Origin of the sequence: Parasphingomonas halimpatiens (assembly GCF_036663795.1) — a bacterium.
GTDB lineage: Bacteria > Pseudomonadota > Alphaproteobacteria > Sphingomonadales > Sphingomonadaceae > Sphingomonas.
In genome coordinates, this window is the sequence record NZ_JAXOJP010000020.1 from 20,313 (window position 1) to 36,629 (window position 16,317).

Consider the following 16,317-nt stretch of genomic DNA (forward strand, 5'->3'; position numbering starts at 1 on the left):
GACGAGCCGACCAAGCTTCTCCAGACTATCGGGCAGATTCCCTCCGTTTTTCCTGCTCAAGAGCACGGTCAATTTAATTTGACCGCGCCCGGATGCCGCTGACGAAATCGACGATGTCGGCGCAATAGGCGGCTTCGGTCATGGCAAAGGGGATGAGGGGACGTCGGCGCGTTCCCACGTCGGGCAACGCCGCAATCACCCGCGCCCAGGCGTCGTCATCGTCCGCCGGCAACAGGACCGTCGTTGCGGTCGCCACTTCGCGATGGGCCGGATTATCCGTGGCGATCGCCGGCACGCCCATCGCGCTCGCCTCAAGCAGGGGCAGGCCGAAGCCTTCCGCGAGCGAGGGGCATAGCATGCCCGTAGCCCCCAGCAACAGCGAGGCGAGCGCCGGACTCGAGAGGCCGACCACATGATGAACCCGGCTGGCCAGAGCGGAATTGGACTCCAACGGCGCCAGAATATTGCCGGCATCCTTTCCGGGGGAGCCGACGATGACGAGATGCGGCGCCGCCGCCCCCATGGTCGCGACGAAACGCTGCCAGACGCGCAGCAGCAAGGCGAAATTCTTGCGCGGCTCGATGGTCGAAACCGCCAGGAAATAGCGCGTGCCCGCCAACGCTGCGACGCCGGCTTCGACCTCAACGAAGGCCGCCGGCAAGGGCAGCGATCGCACCAGCGCCGGCGGACAGGCCCGGCCCAAGTTCCGCATCACCGCTGTCACGCTGTCACGTGTGTATGTGGAATTGAAGATCATGCAATCCGCATGTTCTGCCGCGGTGCGGATCATCTGCTTATGATGTATGGGTGCCTTGCCCCCGACCAGATGCGGATAGTCGATGGGGATTGCATCGTGCACCATCATTGCGCGGGTGATGTCAGGGCGCTTCGCGAGCCAGTTGAAGAAGGATGGCATCGCCAGCCCCAACTGCCCGATATTCAGATAAACGGCGCCGGTGGGTACCGCCGAGCCCGCAAAACGATGAGGAAACAAGCTGGTCGCGCGAAGCATGCCCAACATACGCCAGACCTTTTCCCGGAAAAGAAGGGACGGCACAGCCGCCACCGGCGGTGCGTCATCCTGCCGGCGTGCGATCCTATCCGACAACGATTGCAACTGAATGTTGCTCGCGGGCCCTGGATCTTCCGCCCACAACTCCTGAATATAATTTAACAAATGCCTGACCTGCGTCGCCGAAAAAGCATAGACGCCAGCAGGTGTTGGCAATACCCCGACATTCTGATTGGATTCATCGCAGAAAAAATGACGGGCGAGCGCTAGATCAACTCTATCTATACCACGCGGCGTTAAAAATGCCGGCGCGATAAATAGTCTCATTACGTCATAAGCTATAACTGGCCGTGTGGTTGGGCCGTCGTTTGCACTCCCAAAAAATTTTGCAATCAATTGAAATAAGCCTTTTCAAAATTTTCGTTTAATTTAATATGTTAAATCTACGTTTCAATAATCTAAAACTCACATAATATATCGAGAAATTTCGGCCAATTTATGCGCACTTCCCGAATTATTATTGGCAATTCGCGAAGATTAGTAGGCACTACAATTTCTCTTTTATATTAACAAGACTGAGACAGAGAACTCGGAAACTAGCCAAACTGACACGACTTCCAATTGATACATAGCCCCACGAACGCCAGATGCGTGAAGTTATATTCCATATACCGGCGTTTCCATCCGAATGCTGCGCTTATGTGATCGATTCGCACGGATTTTTGGTCCGAGAAAACCCGTCCCGACTTGCTTTCGATTCGTCGCCCGCCTATTCCGCCTTGCGATAATATCGTTGCGTAACTCACGAGAGTATAAGGTGAAAGCGCACGCAATAACATCCATTTTGGATGTTTTGGCCCCCCGGCAATTCGCACGCAAAGGATTCGCATTTGAAGCTCCACCAAATCGATGGACCGGGTCAGGAATTTCTCCCCTCCGGTCTCACGACGGCGTCGGCGCAACTGGCTCCAATTCAGTTCGAAAATCCTCAGGGAGCCAGCGAAGCAACTGCAAAATCGGAGAAAACTATCAAAGTTGCGCCAGTCGAGGAACCGAGTCAGCCTGTCCACCATGTGCGGGTGAACAACAGCTTCCTGGCAACCCATGAACGCAATGTTTTGCTGTGGCTGGCCGCGCGGACACCATCGGCAGCAACCCCCGATCAGTTGACCCTGCTGGGGCTGGTCGGCGCCTTCCTGGTCATGACGGGATTCGCCGCCAGTCGCGCCTCACCTTGGTTCGTTTCGCTCGCAATCTTGGGGCTTTTCCTGAACTGGCTCGGCGACTCGCTTGACGGAACGCTCGCCCGCTATCGCAAGATCGAACGGCCGGACTTCGGCTATTTCCTCGATCACTCCTGCGACCTTATCTCGCAGACCTTCATCTTCGTCGGGCTGGGTCTTTCTCCATATTTCACCTTGCTTTCCGCCCTGCTCGCGCTTTCCATGTATCTGCTGATGAGCAGCTTTACCTATCTCAAGGTGCTGATCCTCAAGACCCATCACTTGTCCTATTACGGGATGGGTGCGACCGAGTTGCGCCTGCTGCTGACGGCCTGGGCGGTGTTCGCGCTGTGGTGCGGCCCCGGGCTGATCGACGCCCGTTTCATGGGCATGCGCCGCATCGACATCACGGTTTTCGCCTTATGGTCGCTGGTATTTATGGCCTTCATGTGGAAGGTCTGGTCGGATACTCGTCGGTTCCGGCCGATACTCGACAAGTAAGCGCCCTGCCGTGTCGCCGAAGGGACGCGCTTTGTGCCAAGTCTTGTACCTCCAGTGAACCGCCCCGGGTTTGCCGGAGGCTCCAGCTCCTGAGGAGGTGGAGCCTGTATGAGCAAGACAACGAACAAGTTTGCGCCGGAAGTCCGCGAGCGTGCGGTACGGATGGTATTCGATCATGAGCGGGATCACCCATCTCGATGGGCGGCGGTGGTATCGATCTCGGATAAGATATGACCTGCTGCCCGTTTCCTGGACCGTTTTGAGCTGGAAAATTCCAGTTTAGAATTGAGGGTCATCTGACGGAGGGAGCGATGAAGAGATCGAGGTTCAGCGAGGCGCAGATTGCGTTCGTGTTGAAGCAGGCCGAGGACGGCACGACGATCGGTGAGGTATGCCGCAAGGCCGGGATCAGCGACGCGACATTTTATGCGTGGCGCAAGAAGTACGCCGGGCTCATGCCGTCGGAGATGCGTCGGCTGCGCCAACTCGAGGATGAGAACGCGAAGCTGAAGCGGCTGGTGGCGGACCTGTCGCTCGACAAGGCGATGCTGCAGGATGTCGTCTCGCGAAAGCTCTGAGGCCTGATCGGCGGCGCCAGCTCGTCGATGATGTCCGGAGTATCTGGTCCGTCAGCATCAGACGGGCATGCAGTGTGCTCCGGGCCGAACGATCGAGCTACCACTATCGTGGCTGCCGCGCGGATCAGGCCGACCTGAAGAAGCGGATGCAGGAGATCGCCGCGACGCGGGTGCGCTACGGCTATCGCCGGATCCATGTACTACTCCGGCGCGAGGGCTGGGACGTGAACGCGAAGCGGGTTTATCTGCTTTACAAGGAGTTGGGGCTGCAGCTGCGACACAAACCGCCGAAACGTCGGGTGAAGGCAAAGCTGAGAGAAGGCCGCTGCGCGGCGTCTTGTTCGAATGAAGTATGGGCGATGGACTTCGTCTATGACCAGTTGGCGACGGGATCAAAGCTGCGCATCCTGACGGTGATCGACACTTTCAGCCGGTTCTCGCCAGCGGTGGTGCCGCAGTTCAGCTTCCGCGCGCCCGACGTCATCGAGGTGCTGGACCGCGTATGCGGTGAGGTTGGCTATCCGGCCTCGATCCGGGTGGACCAGGGCAGCGAGTTCGTCTCCCGAGACCTTGACCTGTGGGCGTACATGAAAGGCGTCACGCTGGACTTCTCTCGGCCTGGCACGCCGACCGACAACGCGTTCATCGAATCGTTCAACGGCAAGTTCCGGGCGGAATGCCCGAACCAGCACTGGTTCATGAGCCTCGACGACGCGGTCGGAAAATGCGAGACTTGGCGTAGAGACTATAACGAGGTGCGGCCACATAGCGCGATCGGCAATAAGCCGCCGATATCGCTGGTGAACCGGCCAGCGGCACATGGCCCGCCGCTGCCGGCAGGAACTGGATGACGCCCAGCCGGGTGGTCCAAGATCGGGTAGCAGCTCAACCACGAGCGGACTCTAGTTTTGGCTGGATGAACGTTGGGGGGCACGTCAGCAGGTCGCTAAATCCGCTTCGACCCGATCGTCACGTTGGAGCGCGCATTCAATGATCCAAGTGTCTGTTTCCTTGAAAAAAAGTGCCACGCGCTGCCGAGCGATGCCTCGAAGCACCCTTCGAATCTGTCGTTCGCGCCTCCAAGTATCGAGTCGCCCGTGAAAAATACGGAAGCTACTGATAGACGGTGATTTTTGTAGGTTATCAAGTATTCGATTTCGCAAGGCTTGGGCGGTTTTCGGCTGAAAAGCTTGTTATTTCGCGCACGCCTGCGGGAAGGGGTTTCGTTCGGTTTCCAGCTGTGATTCACTCGTCGATGCAAAGGAACGACGAGGACCTGCCATGCCGCCGAAGAAGTCCCAGCCTGGTGCTTTTGAGCTGTTCCAGAGCCGGTTGGACAACATGCTCGACCTCGAACATCCGCTGGTGAAGCTGGCCCTGCTGGTCGACTGGTCGCGCTTCGATGAAGCGTTTGGGCGGTTCTACACGCCGCTGAAGGGGCGTCCTGGGCTGCCGACGCGGCTGATGGCCGGCTTGCATCTGCTCAAGCACATGGAGGGCCTGTCCGACGAGCAGGTCTGCGCGCGCTGGGTCGAGAACCCGTATTGGCAGTTTTTCTGCGGCCAGGAGCACTTTTGTCACAAGCTGCCGTTCGACCGCTCGTCGATGACGCGCTGGCGCGGACGGATCGGGCCGGACAAGCTTGAGCTTCTGCTGGCCGAGACGATCGCGGTGGCGACCCGCACCGAGGCGGTGACGCCATCGGCGTGCACGCGCGTGACGATCGATACGACGGTCCAGACCAAGGCGGTGGCGCATCCGACCGACAGCCATCTGCTGCTGCGCGGGATCGAATGGCTCAACCGGCTTGCAAAGCGCCACGGCATCAAGCTGCGCCAGTCCTTCCTGCGCGTCGCCAGGCGTGCCCGGGTCGATGTCTCCCGACTGCTCCATGGCGGTCGCCATGCCCAGGCGATGCGTTGGGTGCGCAAGATGCGCACCTGGCTCGGCCGGCTCGATCGCGACATCGGCCGCAAGATCGCAGGCGATGCCGCCCTTGAGACGGCCTTCGCGGTCGCCCGTAACCGGGTCGGGCGGCTGCTCGCCCAGAAGCGCGACGACAAGAACAAGCTCTACGCGCTCCACGCGCCCGAGGTCGAATGCATCGGCAAGGGCAAGGCCCGCACCCGCTACGAGTTCGGGGTCAAGACATCGATCGCGGTGACCAACGCACGCACCGCCGGCGGCCAGTTCATCATCGGCATGCGGGCGCTACCCGGCAGCCCATATGACGGCCACACCCTGTCCGGCCAGATCGAACAGGTCGAGCGTCTGACCGACATCACGATCGAACGCGCCTATGTCGATCGCGGCTATCAAGGTCACGGCCACAAGGGAAAAACCCAGGTCTTCATCTCGCGCATGCGCGGCATCACATCGCCCACCATCCGCCGCGAGCTGAGACGCCGCAGCGCCGTCGAGCCCATCATCGGCCACACCAAATCCGATGGCCTGCTCGAGCGCAATCACCTGGCCGGCACCCAAGGAGACGCCATCAACGCCCTCCTCGTCGCCGCCGGTCATAATATGCGACTGCTCGTCGCCTGGCTCATCGCCCTTTGGCGTGCCTTGGTCACGGCATGGCTCTCAACCCTGCAGCCAATACGCGCCCCCGCTTGAAGCAACGGCCATCGACGCCGGACCGTCGTCGCCATCGCGCTCGTCGCCGCGCCCGGCCAAAACGCATTGTTCACGGACGACTATCGAGCATCGGACACCTATAGCGTCACGATCAGCAATCGCACACAATCAACAATGTTGGTTGATATGTTGGGCGTGGATCACGCGCGACTCCTAATATCTTGAATTAACTGAGATAAATAGGAGACTTGGCGGAGCGGGAGGATTCATACTATTTCCATAATAACATGATTTCAAACCATCTTATGGCGCAAATGACGTGTCGTACCATGGATAGTGCCACGTATTGCCTTTCGGCGAGATCAGACCTTTTTGCATTCCCGAATCTCAACCACGCCCGCACCCATTGGCGTGCTCGTTGAGCCGCTGAGGCTCAAGGCGGGGACTGGATTTCGCCGCTCTAGCGGATTCCGGCTGAAAGCGCGACGCTGGCACACCGACGAGGCGCGCAACGGGAACCGCCTTCAGTCCATACTCAATCGCGGTGGCGCCGTTGGTGTCGCGAATGACGGAAATCAGCGCTGAAAATACCGCGTGGAATTTACGTCATCCTGTTGATCAGTATCACCAATTCGGTTCGGCTGCTCACGCCCAGCTTTTCATAGACCTTGTGCAGATGCACTTTGACCGTTCCCTCAGTGATGCCGAACAGCGCCGCAATCTCACGGTTTCTCAGCCCCTGCACAACCTGGTTCATGATCTCTCTTTCGCGCTGACTAAGCGCGGCCAGCGGCGTCGGCGCTATTTCCTCACTTTCAAGACTGGCATCGAGTGCACGCAGGAGGATGGATTGATCGATCCATCGACGTCCTTGCGCCACTTCTTCAAGGCAATGGACCAACGACCCGGGGGCGGTGTCCTTCAAGACAAGGCCGTTGACCCCCAGCCCGATCGCCTCGCGTGCTTCGCGCTCGTCAATCGCGGCGGTGAGGAGAATTACCGGGAGGTCGTCGTTCCGACGACGCAGCGCTCTCAGCACATCGAGCCCCGAGCAGCGCGGCATTTGCACATCCAGAACGATCATCTCGGGCCTTAGCTCGGCCAGCTGCTCCAGAAGCGCGTCGCCGTCGGGGAATGTCGCGATGATCTCGAACCGGGTTCCTCGCAAAAGTGCTTCTGCGCCCGACAGGATTATCGGATGGTCGTCGGCGATCAGAATGCGCGTCACGCCGGATGTCCCTCAAGCGGTAATATCAGACATAACTTGGAGCCCGTTTCTCGACTTGAACTCAACCGCATGGTGCCTCCCAACAGGTGGACACGTTCATGCAATGAGCGGGGGCCGATCTTGCCCTCATCAAGGGCTTCGTTCTCAAACTCCCCTTCGACCGGGAAGCCTTGGCCATCATCACTAATGTTCAGCCTCATATGCCCTTCCAACACCGACGCGGCGATGATGACTCTCGCTGCCTGCCCGTGCCTGGCCGCGTTGGCTACGGCTTCGCGGACCAGTTGCTCGGCATGGTGATGGAGGCGCGTCGGAACGATGGAGAGCGAGGCATCAAGCTCTAAATCGCATTTGACGTCCCATTGACGTTCGAGCCGCACGCCAAGCTCCAGCAACCTGTCGGCAAGGCCGAGGTAAGGGTCGGATGGGCCGGCAATTCGCAGCGCGGCGATCAGCCCGCGCAGGTCCTGTTGTTCCTGGATGAGCTGGTGCTGCATATCATTAACTTCCTCGACGATCGCAGGTGAATCGCCCGCGCTTCGCTTCAGGCCTTCAAGTCTCAGTCCCAACCCTGCGAGGAACTGGACGACGCTGTCGTGCAGGTCCCGCGCCAGTAAACCGCGTGTTCGCGTGGCGGCGGCTTCACGCGTTGCGGAAAACAGGGCGGATCGTTCGAAGGCCGTCGATATTTCCTCGCCGACCATCTCGGCCAATCGAAGGTCATCGGAGGACACCCCGGAAATATCCGAGGCAAACAGATAGCCTTCGTAAGAATCGGTCCGAATGGGGATACCCAAGCCGGCATCGATCCCGAACCGGGCAGCGAAGCCGCTCTTGAGCGGATTTCGGCCGGAGATCGCCTGTCGCAAACCCTCGCGCAGAATGAGCACGCGATGTTCGGCGATGTCGAACAGAAACGGGCGCTTGCCGATGTCCTCGTCAACCAAGGGTGGGAATTCTTTCGGTCCGAATTTTTCCTGCTCGAACCTGCCATCCGTTCGCGTCGCTACATATAACCGCCAGCTTCATCGCTCGACTGTAATCGATGTGCAGTGCTTCCGTGAGGCGTGACATTTCGGCGTCGGGATCGCGACAGAAGCGATCGTGCGACCAGATTGTCGCCGCGGCCGGATAGCGGCGCTGTGTGTCCAGTGCGTGGGCGTTGATCACATTCCAGAAGAGTCCGGCGCGCGCCGCTGACGTGGTTGCGGCATCACACGTCGCGGCGTCGATCACACCCTGGGCAACCAGGTCGTCCAGTGGCAGCACCTCGTCCCAGCCGACCCGGCGCAACGACACGAAAAACGAAGCGGGGTGCTTGACCGCGAACACGACCTGAACGCCATGGCGATCGATCAGATACTGACTCGACAGCGAAATGAACGGGCATTTGATCACCAGGCGGCTCGGACGAAAGAGCCTGGCCGCGGCATATTCACGGGTCAGGCGCGTGCCCTTGATCCATCGCGCCAGCCGATTGTTATTGCTGGCCGGACGGCGAAAACGTATCCTCTCCCCAGCAAGAAATCGATCGATCACCCCGTGCCACTGATTGATCGGCCAATCGGCCGCGATGAAGCTGCGGGTCGCTTCCTCGATCCCGAAAACGGGATTGAACGGTTCGAAAATCTGGCAGCTGCGAGGATCTGCCGACAACAGTGCGCCGAGCAGCGTCGTGCCGCTGCGATGTGTGCCGCACACCGCGAGGCGCCGATCGCCTCCCAAGCCACGCGAATCACCAAGCTTGGACATCAGCCGGTCGAAAGGTTGGGTTTGCAGCAGCACGAACACTCCCCCTGCTGCCGCGAGATAGGTCAGCAGTATCGCCAAGCGAGGGCGCTTCACCGATGCCGCATTCCCCCGTTTGGCTTCGGGCCTATATCAATTTGCCAGCAGGATACATAACTTTCGATATAGAACCTTTATTGACCCATCGGATTAAGCCCGCGACATTGGCTGGGCACCGTGAAGTCGCCGCCGCATTAGGGCCGTCGGCGCCCCGATCGGTGTCGCGCCCGGCAGCTGGTGATGAAGTGCCGTTGGTCGGGACATCTACGGTCGGCCGGCTCTAACGCAGCTCCCTGACGGCTCGGAGGGGCATCGCCGCCTGATTGTGGACAGTGCGGTCCGGGGTCCGGCAACCTTTGATCCTGCGTTCTTGCCGCCCCGCCGACACCCGCGTACCGGCCGAAATCGACGGCCCGGGTGGGGCCCAAGGCGATCGCATGGACTGCGGCGGCGCGGCGCGGAGCGCGTGCGGTCGATATCGACAGCGCCGCCTATTCCTCTTCCGGCACGGAGTGTATCTCGTGCCACAGGCCGTTCAATATCGCGAAGGCGACGGCGAGGCCGAGGCCGAGGATCCAGGCGAAATACCACATGACAGGTTCCTCAATAGAAGTCGGGGTTGGTGAGAACGGCTTCGGACGTCACCCGCCCGAACATCACGCGATAGGCCCAGGCGGTGTAAAGCAGGACGATCGGCAGGAAGACGAGCGTCGCCAGCAGCATGATCCACAGCGTCATGTGGCTGGACGAGGCGTTCCACACCGTCAGGCTGGAATTGGCGTCGATCGAACTTGGCAGGATATAGGGAAACATCGACGCGCCGACGCTCGCGATGATCCCGACGGTCGCCAGGCTCGAGCCGGCAAATGCGATGACGGGCGACCGGCGCAGGTGCCCGACATAGCCGAACATCGCGCCGACAAACCCCGCGACCGGTGCGACGATCATCCACGGATAGGCGCGGTAATTGTCGAGCCAGGCGCCGGCGGCATGGACGCTGGCGCCGTCCAGCGGATTCGATGGACCCGCCGGGTCGATCAAGCCGCTCATCCGATGGCCAAGGCCGGTATAGGTGATCATCGCGAACCCCGTCGCATAGAGAAGGATGACCGCGATCGCCGCGATCTTGCCGAAGCCGCGCGCGCGGTCGGCCACGGCGCCGTCCTCTACCTTCATCGACAGCCAAGCGGTGCCGTGCAGCACGATCATCGCTACCGAGAGGAGACCGGCGAGGAGCGTGAACGGGGTGAACAGGCCGAGCAAACCGCCGGCATAGTGCAGGCGCAGATCCCCGTCGAAGCGAAAGGGTGCGCCGCTCAGGACGTTGCCGACGGCGACGCCGAACACGAGCGCGGGAACGAAGCCGCCGACGAACAGCGCCCAGTCCCAGCGAGATCGCCATCCAGCGTCCGCGTGCTTCGAGCGATATTTGAAGCCTACCGGGCGCAAGATCAGCGCGGCCAGCACGAGGAACATCGCGAGATAGAAGCCTGAAAAGCTCACCGCATAGACAAACGGCCACGCGGCGAAGATCGCGCCGCCACCAAGGATGAGCCAGACCTGGTTGCCTTCCCAGGTCGGGCCGACCGTGTTGATGACTATACGGCGTTCGGCGTCGGTCCGGGCGACGAAGGGGAGCAGCGTCGCGACGCCGAGATCGAAACCGTCGGTCAGTGCGAAGCCGATGAGCAAGATGCCCATCAGCGCCCACCAGATGACCCGGAGCGTTTCATAGTCGAGGGGAATGGCCATCTGCATGAACTCCTTATTCCGCCGCGATCGGGGCGTAGCCGCCCGAATGGGCGTTCGTGAGATCGTCCGCAGGCTCGGTGACGGGTTCGGGACCCTTGCCGATCGCCTGCAGCATCAGCCGAACCTCGATCACGGCGAGCGTGCCGTAGAGGAGCGTGAAACCGGCGATCGTGGTCCAGATCTGCGCCACACCGAGATCGGAGGTGCCAAGGAAGGTCGGCAGCACGCCGTCGATCGCCCAGGGCTGGCGGCCGATCTCGGCCAGCAGCCAGCCGAACTCGATCGCGATCCACGGCAGCGGGATGATCCAGACCGCGATGCGCTGGAACCAGCGGCGGTCGAACTGCCGCTTTGTGGCGAACCAGAAGGCGAAGCCGAAAAAGGCGATGAATCCGAACCCGAGGCCGGCCATGGCGCGGAATAGCCAGAACATGACCGGCACATTGGGCACGGTCGACCACGCCGCCTTGTCGATCGTCGCGGCGTCGGCTTGGCGCGGATCGGCGACGAAGCGTTTCAGGAGCAGCGCATAGCCGAGATCGCCCTTCGCCTCCTCGAACTGCGCGCGCGCAGCGAGGTCGGTGCGATTCACCTTGAGGCGCTCGACGGCGTCATAGGCCAGGATACCATGCTGGATCCGTGCGCGGGCCTGGCTGACGAGTTCGGTGATGCCGGTGACTTCGCCGGTCAGGCTGCGCGTTGAGATCAGGCCCAGGACATAGGGAACCTTGATTTCATATCCGGTCTCGTGCCGGCTGTTGCTGGGCAGGCCGAACACGTCGATCCCGGCGGGCGCGGGTTCGGTGTGCCACATCGCCTCGATCGCGGCGAGTTTCATGCGCTGATTATCGGTGAGGGCGTAGCCGCTCTCGTCGCCCAGCACGACGACCGACAATGACGAGGCGAGGCCGAACGCGGCGGCGACCGTGAAGGAGCGCCGCGCGAGCGGGAGCCATTTGCCCTTGAGCATGAAATAGCAGGACACGCCGAGCACGAAGACCGATGCGGTCACATAACCGGCGCTGACGGTGTGGACGAACTTTGCCTGGGCGACGGGATTGAAGATGACCGCGGCGAAGTCGGTGACTTCCATGCGCATCGTGGCCGGGTTGAACGCCGATCCCGTCGGGTGCTGCATCCAGCCATTGGCGACGAGGATCCACAGCGCCGACAGGTTCGACCCCAGGGCGACCATGAAGGTCGTGAACAGATGGGCCTGCTTCGAGAGCTTGTCCCAGCCGAAGAACATCACGCCGACGAACGTGGCCTCGAGGAAGAAGGCCATCAGGCCTTCGATCGCCAGCGGGGCGCCGAAAATGTCGCCGACATAATGCGAATAATACGCCCAGTTCATGCCGAACTCGAACTCCATGGTGAGGCCGGTAGCCACACCAAGGACGAAATTGATCGCGAAAAGCTTGGCCCAGAAGCGGGTGACCTGCCGCCATACCGGGCGGTCGGTCATTACGTAGAGGCTTTCCATGATGACGAGCATGAAGGACAGGCCGAGCGTCAGCGGGACGAACAGGAAGTGATAGAGCGCGGTCAATGCGAATTGCAGGCGGGAAAGCTCGACTACGGCCATGTCCATCGCTGGCGTCCTTCTCTAGACTCGGTCCGGCAGCACCGGCGGCAGATTTCAATTACTGTATGAACGAAATTGTGTAAATAGCGCTCGCATGACCGGCTCAGCTGTCCCGTCTCGCATCGTTCGCGGGCCCTTGGCGTGGTGGATCATCGACGCTTTCCTTGCGGCGCTGTTCGCGGTCGCGCTGGCGGCTACACTCCATTTCCTGCTCGCCGGCACTTCGTATTTGTCCCTAATCGCGGCGGGGACCATGGCGGTCGCGGCGCTCGCGCGCGCCTGGGTGCAGGCACGGGTCGAAGATAGCGGGATCGAGGCTGCGAACCGGGCGAAGGCACAGGTGCGCCGCCGCCTCTTTCCGGCGCTGTTTCGATCGCGGCGCGTGCCGGGCCGCCTGCTCGGCGAAGACGTCGCGACCGCGGTCGACCAGGTCGGCGCGCTGACCGCTTATCTGGGCCGGTTCGAGCCGCTGCGGCGTGCAGCGGTAGTTTCGCCTCTGCTCGTTGCCGCCATGGTCATGCTCGCCAGCCCGGTCTCGGCCGCGATCCTTGTCGCGACCCTTCTGCCCTTCGGTCTGGGCATGGTGCTCGCCGGTGGCGCCGCGCGCCAGGCCGCCGATGCGCAGGTATCGGCTCTGGGCCGGCTGTCGGGCCTGTTCGTCGATCGCGTCCGCTCCTTGCCGATCATTCTCGCCTTCGGTGCCGAAGAGCGCGTCGCGCGGCAGGTGGATACCGCCGTTCAGGAAGTCGCCGACCGCACCTACGGCGTTCTTCGGATCGCGTTCCTTTCATCCGGGACGCTTGAATTCTTCTCGGCGCTCTCGGTCGCGCTCGTCGCCGTCTATTGCGGGTTTCAGATGCTCGACCTGTTGCCATTCCGGGTGCCCGAACATCTCGACCTGCCCCGTGCCGTATTCGCGCTCGCGCTTGCGCCGGAATTCTATCTGCCGCTCCGCCGGCTGGCCGCTGCCTATCACGACAAGCAACTTGGCGAAGCGGCGATGACAGCGATCGACGCACGGTGCGCGGACCTCCCGACGGAGCCGGACAAGGCCATCTCGGTTGTTCCGGAAGGATCACGGGCACTCGAGATCGAGCTGGCGGTCATTCGCTATGATGACGGCACCAGCGTCGGCCCGTTCAGCCTGACGGTAGCGCGCGGCGAAATGGTCGCGCTGAGCGGCCCGACCGGGAGTGGCAAGTCGTCGCTGTTCGGCATGATCGTCGGGCTTGCACCGCTTGCCAGTGGCAGGTTGCTGCTCGATGGCGCGGACATGCACCCCGGTGCCTTCAATCACGTGATCGCCTGGGCAGGTCAGCATGTCATGCTGTTGCCGGGTACGATCGCCGACAACATCGCCCTGGCCTGCCCCGACGCGGTCCCGGGCAGGATCCGCGCGGCGGCGGAGCGGGCGGGGCTCGGGGCGCTGATCGCTTCGCGTCCTGACGGGCTGGACACCGTTATCGACCCGCGCGGCTCGGGTCTGTCGGGTGGGGAACGGCGCAGGATCGGCATCGCGCGCGCGCTGCTCGTCGAGCGCTCGCTCATGGTGCTCGACGAGCCCACCGCCGATCTTGATCGCGACACCGCCGATGCGCTGATTGCCGTGCTGAAGGAGGTTGCCCTTGAGCGGGCCGTGCTCGTCGCGAGCCATGATCCGTCACTGATCGCGGCCGCCGACCGCAAGGTTGCGATCCGATGATGCCCGCCGGCCTGACGCAAGCGCTCGACGCCTGCAGCAAGCCCTGGACGGGCACGCGCCGGCTGGCCGTCGCTTCTGGCGTCGCGGTTGCCGTCGCGACGATCGGTCTCCTCGCGCTGTCGGGGTGGTTCATCACCGCCGCGGCGATTGCCGGCGCGGCCGGGCCGTTCGGCGCGCGCGCGTTCAACTATCTCATTCCAAGCGCGCTGATCAGGCTGCTCGCGATCGTGCGGACGACCGCGCGCTATTTCGAGCGCCTGCTCAGCCATCGTGCGTCGCTATCCACACTCGCGGCCTTTCGCAGCCTGTTGTTCCGCGAGGCGGCTATGGCCGAGGCCCAGGGCACCCTGAAGCTTTCGGGTGGCGACGCTGCGACGCTGCTCGTCCAGGATATCGACCGGCTCGAGGATCATCTGGTGCGAACGCCCGCGCTCGCCGGCGCGGTCGCGGGCGCGGCCCTGACGATCGCGCTCGCTGCCCTGGCAGGACCATGGCCGCCCATGCTCGTTGCGGCGGCCCTGGCGGGCGGCGCTATCTGGACCCGGCGACTGGCGCGGCATCGGTTACCACGATGCGCCAGCGACGTCGCAACGGCGGTGCATGACCTCAAGGGCGCGGTCACCGAATATGCCGCCTCGGCGGCGGAGATTGCCGTCTATGGCCTGACGGATCGCGTGTCGGCCCGGCTCGAATCGCTCGCAAACCACCATGACGAAGCACTGCGACGCCAGGCGCGCATGGAGGCCATGGTTGGCGCGATTCTTCCCGCAACCGCCGGCATCGCGAGCGCGCTCGCGATCGTGACCGCGAGCGCCGGTCCGGCGCTCGCGGCGATGGCCGCGCTGGCGACGGCGGCATCGGGCGAGGCATTGCTGGGTTATGTCCGTGCGCAGGTCCGCGCGCCTTCGGTCGATGATGCCAGCCGCCGCCTGGCGACCCTGACAGCGATCGATGTGCCGGACCAGCCGGTACTGCGTCTCGCCGACGCGGACATCGCCTTTTCCCTTGGCGGCGAGCCAGAATGCCTGTCGCGGGGCGAGCGCGTTGCGGTCCTCGGCGTGTCGGGCGCAGGCAAGACCCGCCTGCTTCATACATTGGCCGGACTGCGCACCGATGCGCCGCAGCGGCCCACCATCGGCGACGTGCCGGCAGGAGATCTCGGACTGTTCCGGCTTCGTCAGCTGTTCGCGCTGGTGCCGCAGGATGCGATGCTGATCGCCGGCACCGTGCTCGACAATCTGCGGCTCGCCCGTCCGGGTCTGCGCGAAGACGAGATCTGGAACGCACTCCACACCGCCTGCCTCGACGACGAGATCCGGTCGCTGCCGGAGGGGCTTGCCCAATGGATCGGAGAAGACGGCGCGCGCCTGTCGGGCGGCCAGCGCAAGCGACTTGCGCTGGCGAGGGGGCTGTTGGCGGCCCGGCCATGGTTGCTGCTCGACGAGCCCAGTGAAGGGCTCGACGGTGCAACGGAAACCGAACTTGTGAAGCGGCTTGGCGACTGGTTCGAGCGAACCGGGCAAGGCTTGATCCTGGTATCGCACCGGCCGGCAATGCTCGGGCTGGCGCAGCGCGTCCTGCTTCTCTCCGCGTGACCGAAAAGCGAGGTCGCGCGTCGCCCGGCGGTGCCGGCCACGGCGGGATTCTGCTCTACCGGTCGTTACTGCCTCGGGGCGTTGCCCTGACCCGCGGCATCCGGGGCCGGTTTGCGCGCGACGCCCTCGACGATCGGCATATAGTCGGCGAACGGGAAGGCGGGCTCGATCTGCTGCGCGACTGGGCCCAACTCAAAGCCGGCCGCGCGGATATAGGCGACGGTGTCGCGATTGAGATTGCAACCGACGCCGACGACGCGCTGCACGGGATTGAGGCGGTCTTGCCATTTGCGCCGGGCAGTATCCGCGCTCGCGACATGCTCGAAGAAGCGCAGGCTACCACCGGGGCGCAGCACCCGCCAAATCTCGGCCAGCACGCGCGGCGGGTCGGCGACGGTGCACATCGTCAGGCTGACCACCACGCAGTCGAAACTCTCATCGGCGAAGGGCAGGGCTTCTCCGGCCAGTGCCTCGATCCTGATCGACCAGCCGAGACTGTCGATGCGTTGCTGTGCCCGCCGGTTCATGCCGGACGATGGCTCGACGACGGACAGCGATCTCACGGTCGCGCGATCATAATAGGGAAGCGTCGCGCCGGTGCCGAATCCGATTTCCAGGACATCGCCCGTGGCGCCCTCGATCAGCTTCGCGCGGCGCGCCCGGATCGCGGGCGTGTCGAGCGCCCGTTCGATGAACCAGGGAAAGATCCGTTCCGAATACAGGCCCATGCCGCGCTCCCGTTCCTTCTGCGGATTCTGCCAGGCAGTTCCGTG

Annotated in this window: 13 protein-coding genes and 1 pseudogene; 6 read left to right on the forward strand and 8 right to left on the reverse strand. The window is 62.6% G+C overall.

Annotation, left to right across the window (positions count from 1 at the left end):
- Positions 1 to 73: 73 nt before the first annotated feature.
- Positions 74 to 1,339, reverse strand: a complete 1,266-nt coding sequence (locus U1839_RS17800) for a glycosyltransferase (RefSeq protein ID WP_332804931.1) — start codon at positions 1,337 to 1,339, stop codon at positions 74 to 76.
- Positions 1,340 to 1,902: 563 nt separating this feature from the next.
- Between U1839_RS17800 and U1839_RS17805 the strand changes: the two genes are divergently transcribed.
- The 4 genes and pseudogenes from U1839_RS17805 to U1839_RS17820 all read left to right on the forward strand — a co-directional run bounded on the left by U1839_RS17805 (position 1,903) and on the right by U1839_RS17820 (position 5,933).
- Positions 1,903 to 2,736, forward strand: a complete 834-nt coding sequence (locus U1839_RS17805) for a CDP-alcohol phosphatidyltransferase family protein (RefSeq protein ID WP_332804932.1) — start codon at positions 1,903 to 1,905, stop codon at positions 2,734 to 2,736.
- A gap of 108 nt (positions 2,737 to 2,844) precedes the next feature.
- Positions 2,845 to 2,967: pseudogene (locus tag U1839_RS17810) on the forward strand (IS3 family transposase); the annotation flags it as partial.
- Between the two features lie 80 nt (positions 2,968 to 3,047).
- Positions 3,048 to 4,165 (forward strand): IS3 family transposase gene (locus U1839_RS17815; RefSeq protein ID WP_443030634.1). Its coding sequence is split into 2 segments (ribosomal slippage): positions 3,048 to 3,300 and positions 3,300 to 4,165, totalling 1,119 coding nucleotides; the frame shifts between segments, so codons are not numbered across the junction.
- A 430-nt stretch (positions 4,166 to 4,595) separates the two neighbouring features.
- On the forward strand, positions 4,596 to 5,933 hold the full coding sequence (locus tag U1839_RS17820; protein ID WP_332804934.1) for an IS5 family transposase: 1,338 nt from the start codon (positions 4,596 to 4,598) through the stop codon (positions 5,931 to 5,933).
- A 562-nt stretch (positions 5,934 to 6,495) separates the two neighbouring features.
- Here the strand turns inward: U1839_RS17820 and U1839_RS17825 are convergent.
- From U1839_RS17825 to U1839_RS17850, 6 genes are all read right to left on the reverse strand, one after another.
- Positions 6,496 to 7,122 (reverse strand): response regulator transcription factor, encoded by a 627-nt coding sequence (locus U1839_RS17825; RefSeq protein WP_332804935.1) that lies wholly within the window; start codon positions 7,120 to 7,122, stop codon positions 6,496 to 6,498.
- Entirely contained in the window at positions 7,119 to 8,069 is a 951-nt protein-coding gene (locus tag U1839_RS17830; RefSeq protein WP_332804936.1) for a sensor histidine kinase, read from the reverse strand. Before U1839_RS17830 ends, U1839_RS17825 begins: the two co-directional genes overlap by 4 nt.
- Positions 8,062 to 8,952, reverse strand: coding sequence for a hypothetical protein (locus tag U1839_RS17835; protein WP_332804937.1), 891 nt, complete (start codon positions 8,950 to 8,952; stop codon positions 8,062 to 8,064). Before U1839_RS17835 ends, U1839_RS17830 begins: the two co-directional genes overlap by 8 nt.
- A gap of 449 nt (positions 8,953 to 9,401) precedes the next feature.
- Positions 9,402 to 9,503 (reverse strand): cytochrome bd-I oxidase subunit CydX, encoded by a 102-nt coding sequence (gene cydX, locus U1839_RS17840; protein WP_281126766.1) that lies wholly within the window; start codon positions 9,501 to 9,503, stop codon positions 9,402 to 9,404.
- Between the two features lie 10 nt (positions 9,504 to 9,513).
- The gene (gene cydB, locus U1839_RS17845; RefSeq protein WP_332804938.1) at positions 9,514 to 10,662 is read right to left on the reverse strand and encodes a cytochrome d ubiquinol oxidase subunit II; all 1,149 of its coding nucleotides are present in this window, start codon (positions 10,660 to 10,662) and stop codon (positions 9,514 to 9,516) included.
- Between the two features lie 13 nt (positions 10,663 to 10,675).
- Positions 10,676 to 12,253: a cytochrome ubiquinol oxidase subunit I gene (locus U1839_RS17850; RefSeq protein WP_332804939.1), complete on the reverse strand. Its 1,578-nt coding sequence runs from the start codon at positions 12,251 to 12,253 to the stop codon at positions 10,676 to 10,678.
- A gap of 88 nt (positions 12,254 to 12,341) precedes the next feature.
- On the opposite strand from U1839_RS17850, the gene U1839_RS17855 reads away from it, so the two are divergent.
- Complete coding sequence (locus U1839_RS17855) at positions 12,342 to 13,949, forward strand: ABC transporter ATP-binding protein/permease (protein ID WP_332804940.1); 1,608 nt, start codon at positions 12,342 to 12,344, stop codon at positions 13,947 to 13,949.
- The gene (locus U1839_RS17860) at positions 13,946 to 15,544 is read left to right on the forward strand and encodes an ATP-binding cassette domain-containing protein (protein ID WP_332804941.1); all 1,599 of its coding nucleotides are present in this window, start codon (positions 13,946 to 13,948) and stop codon (positions 15,542 to 15,544) included. Before U1839_RS17855 ends, U1839_RS17860 begins: the two co-directional genes overlap by 4 nt.
- Positions 15,545 to 15,609: 65 nt before the next feature.
- Here U1839_RS17860 and U1839_RS17865 read toward each other — a convergent pair whose 3' ends face one another.
- Positions 15,610 to 16,272 (reverse strand): class I SAM-dependent methyltransferase, encoded by a 663-nt coding sequence (locus U1839_RS17865; RefSeq protein WP_332804942.1) that lies wholly within the window; start codon positions 16,270 to 16,272, stop codon positions 15,610 to 15,612.
- Positions 16,273 to 16,317 lie beyond the last annotated feature (45 nt).

Coding starts and splice junctions, on each gene's coding strand:
- U1839_RS17800 (WP_332804931.1), bottom strand. CDS start 1,339: ATGAGACTATTTATCGCGCCGGCATTTTTAACGCCGCGTGGTATAGAT.
- U1839_RS17820 (WP_332804934.1), top strand. CDS start 4,596: ATGCCGCCGAAGAAGTCCCAGCCTGGTGCTTTTGAGCTGTTCCAGAGC.
- cydX (WP_281126766.1), bottom strand. CDS start 9,503: ATGTGGTATTTCGCCTGGATCCTCGGCCTCGGCCTCGCCGTCGCCTTC.
- cydB (WP_332804938.1), bottom strand. CDS start 10,662: ATGGCCATTCCCCTCGACTATGAAACGCTCCGGGTCATCTGGTGGGCG.
- U1839_RS17850 (WP_332804939.1), bottom strand. CDS start 12,253: ATGGACATGGCCGTAGTCGAGCTTTCCCGCCTGCAATTCGCATTGACC.
- U1839_RS17855 (WP_332804940.1), top strand. CDS start 12,342: ATGACCGGCTCAGCTGTCCCGTCTCGCATCGTTCGCGGGCCCTTGGCG.
- U1839_RS17860 (WP_332804941.1), top strand. CDS start 13,946: ATGATGCCCGCCGGCCTGACGCAAGCGCTCGACGCCTGCAGCAAGCCC.
- U1839_RS17865 (WP_332804942.1), bottom strand. CDS start 16,272: ATGGGCCTGTATTCGGAACGGATCTTTCCCTGGTTCATCGAACGGGCG.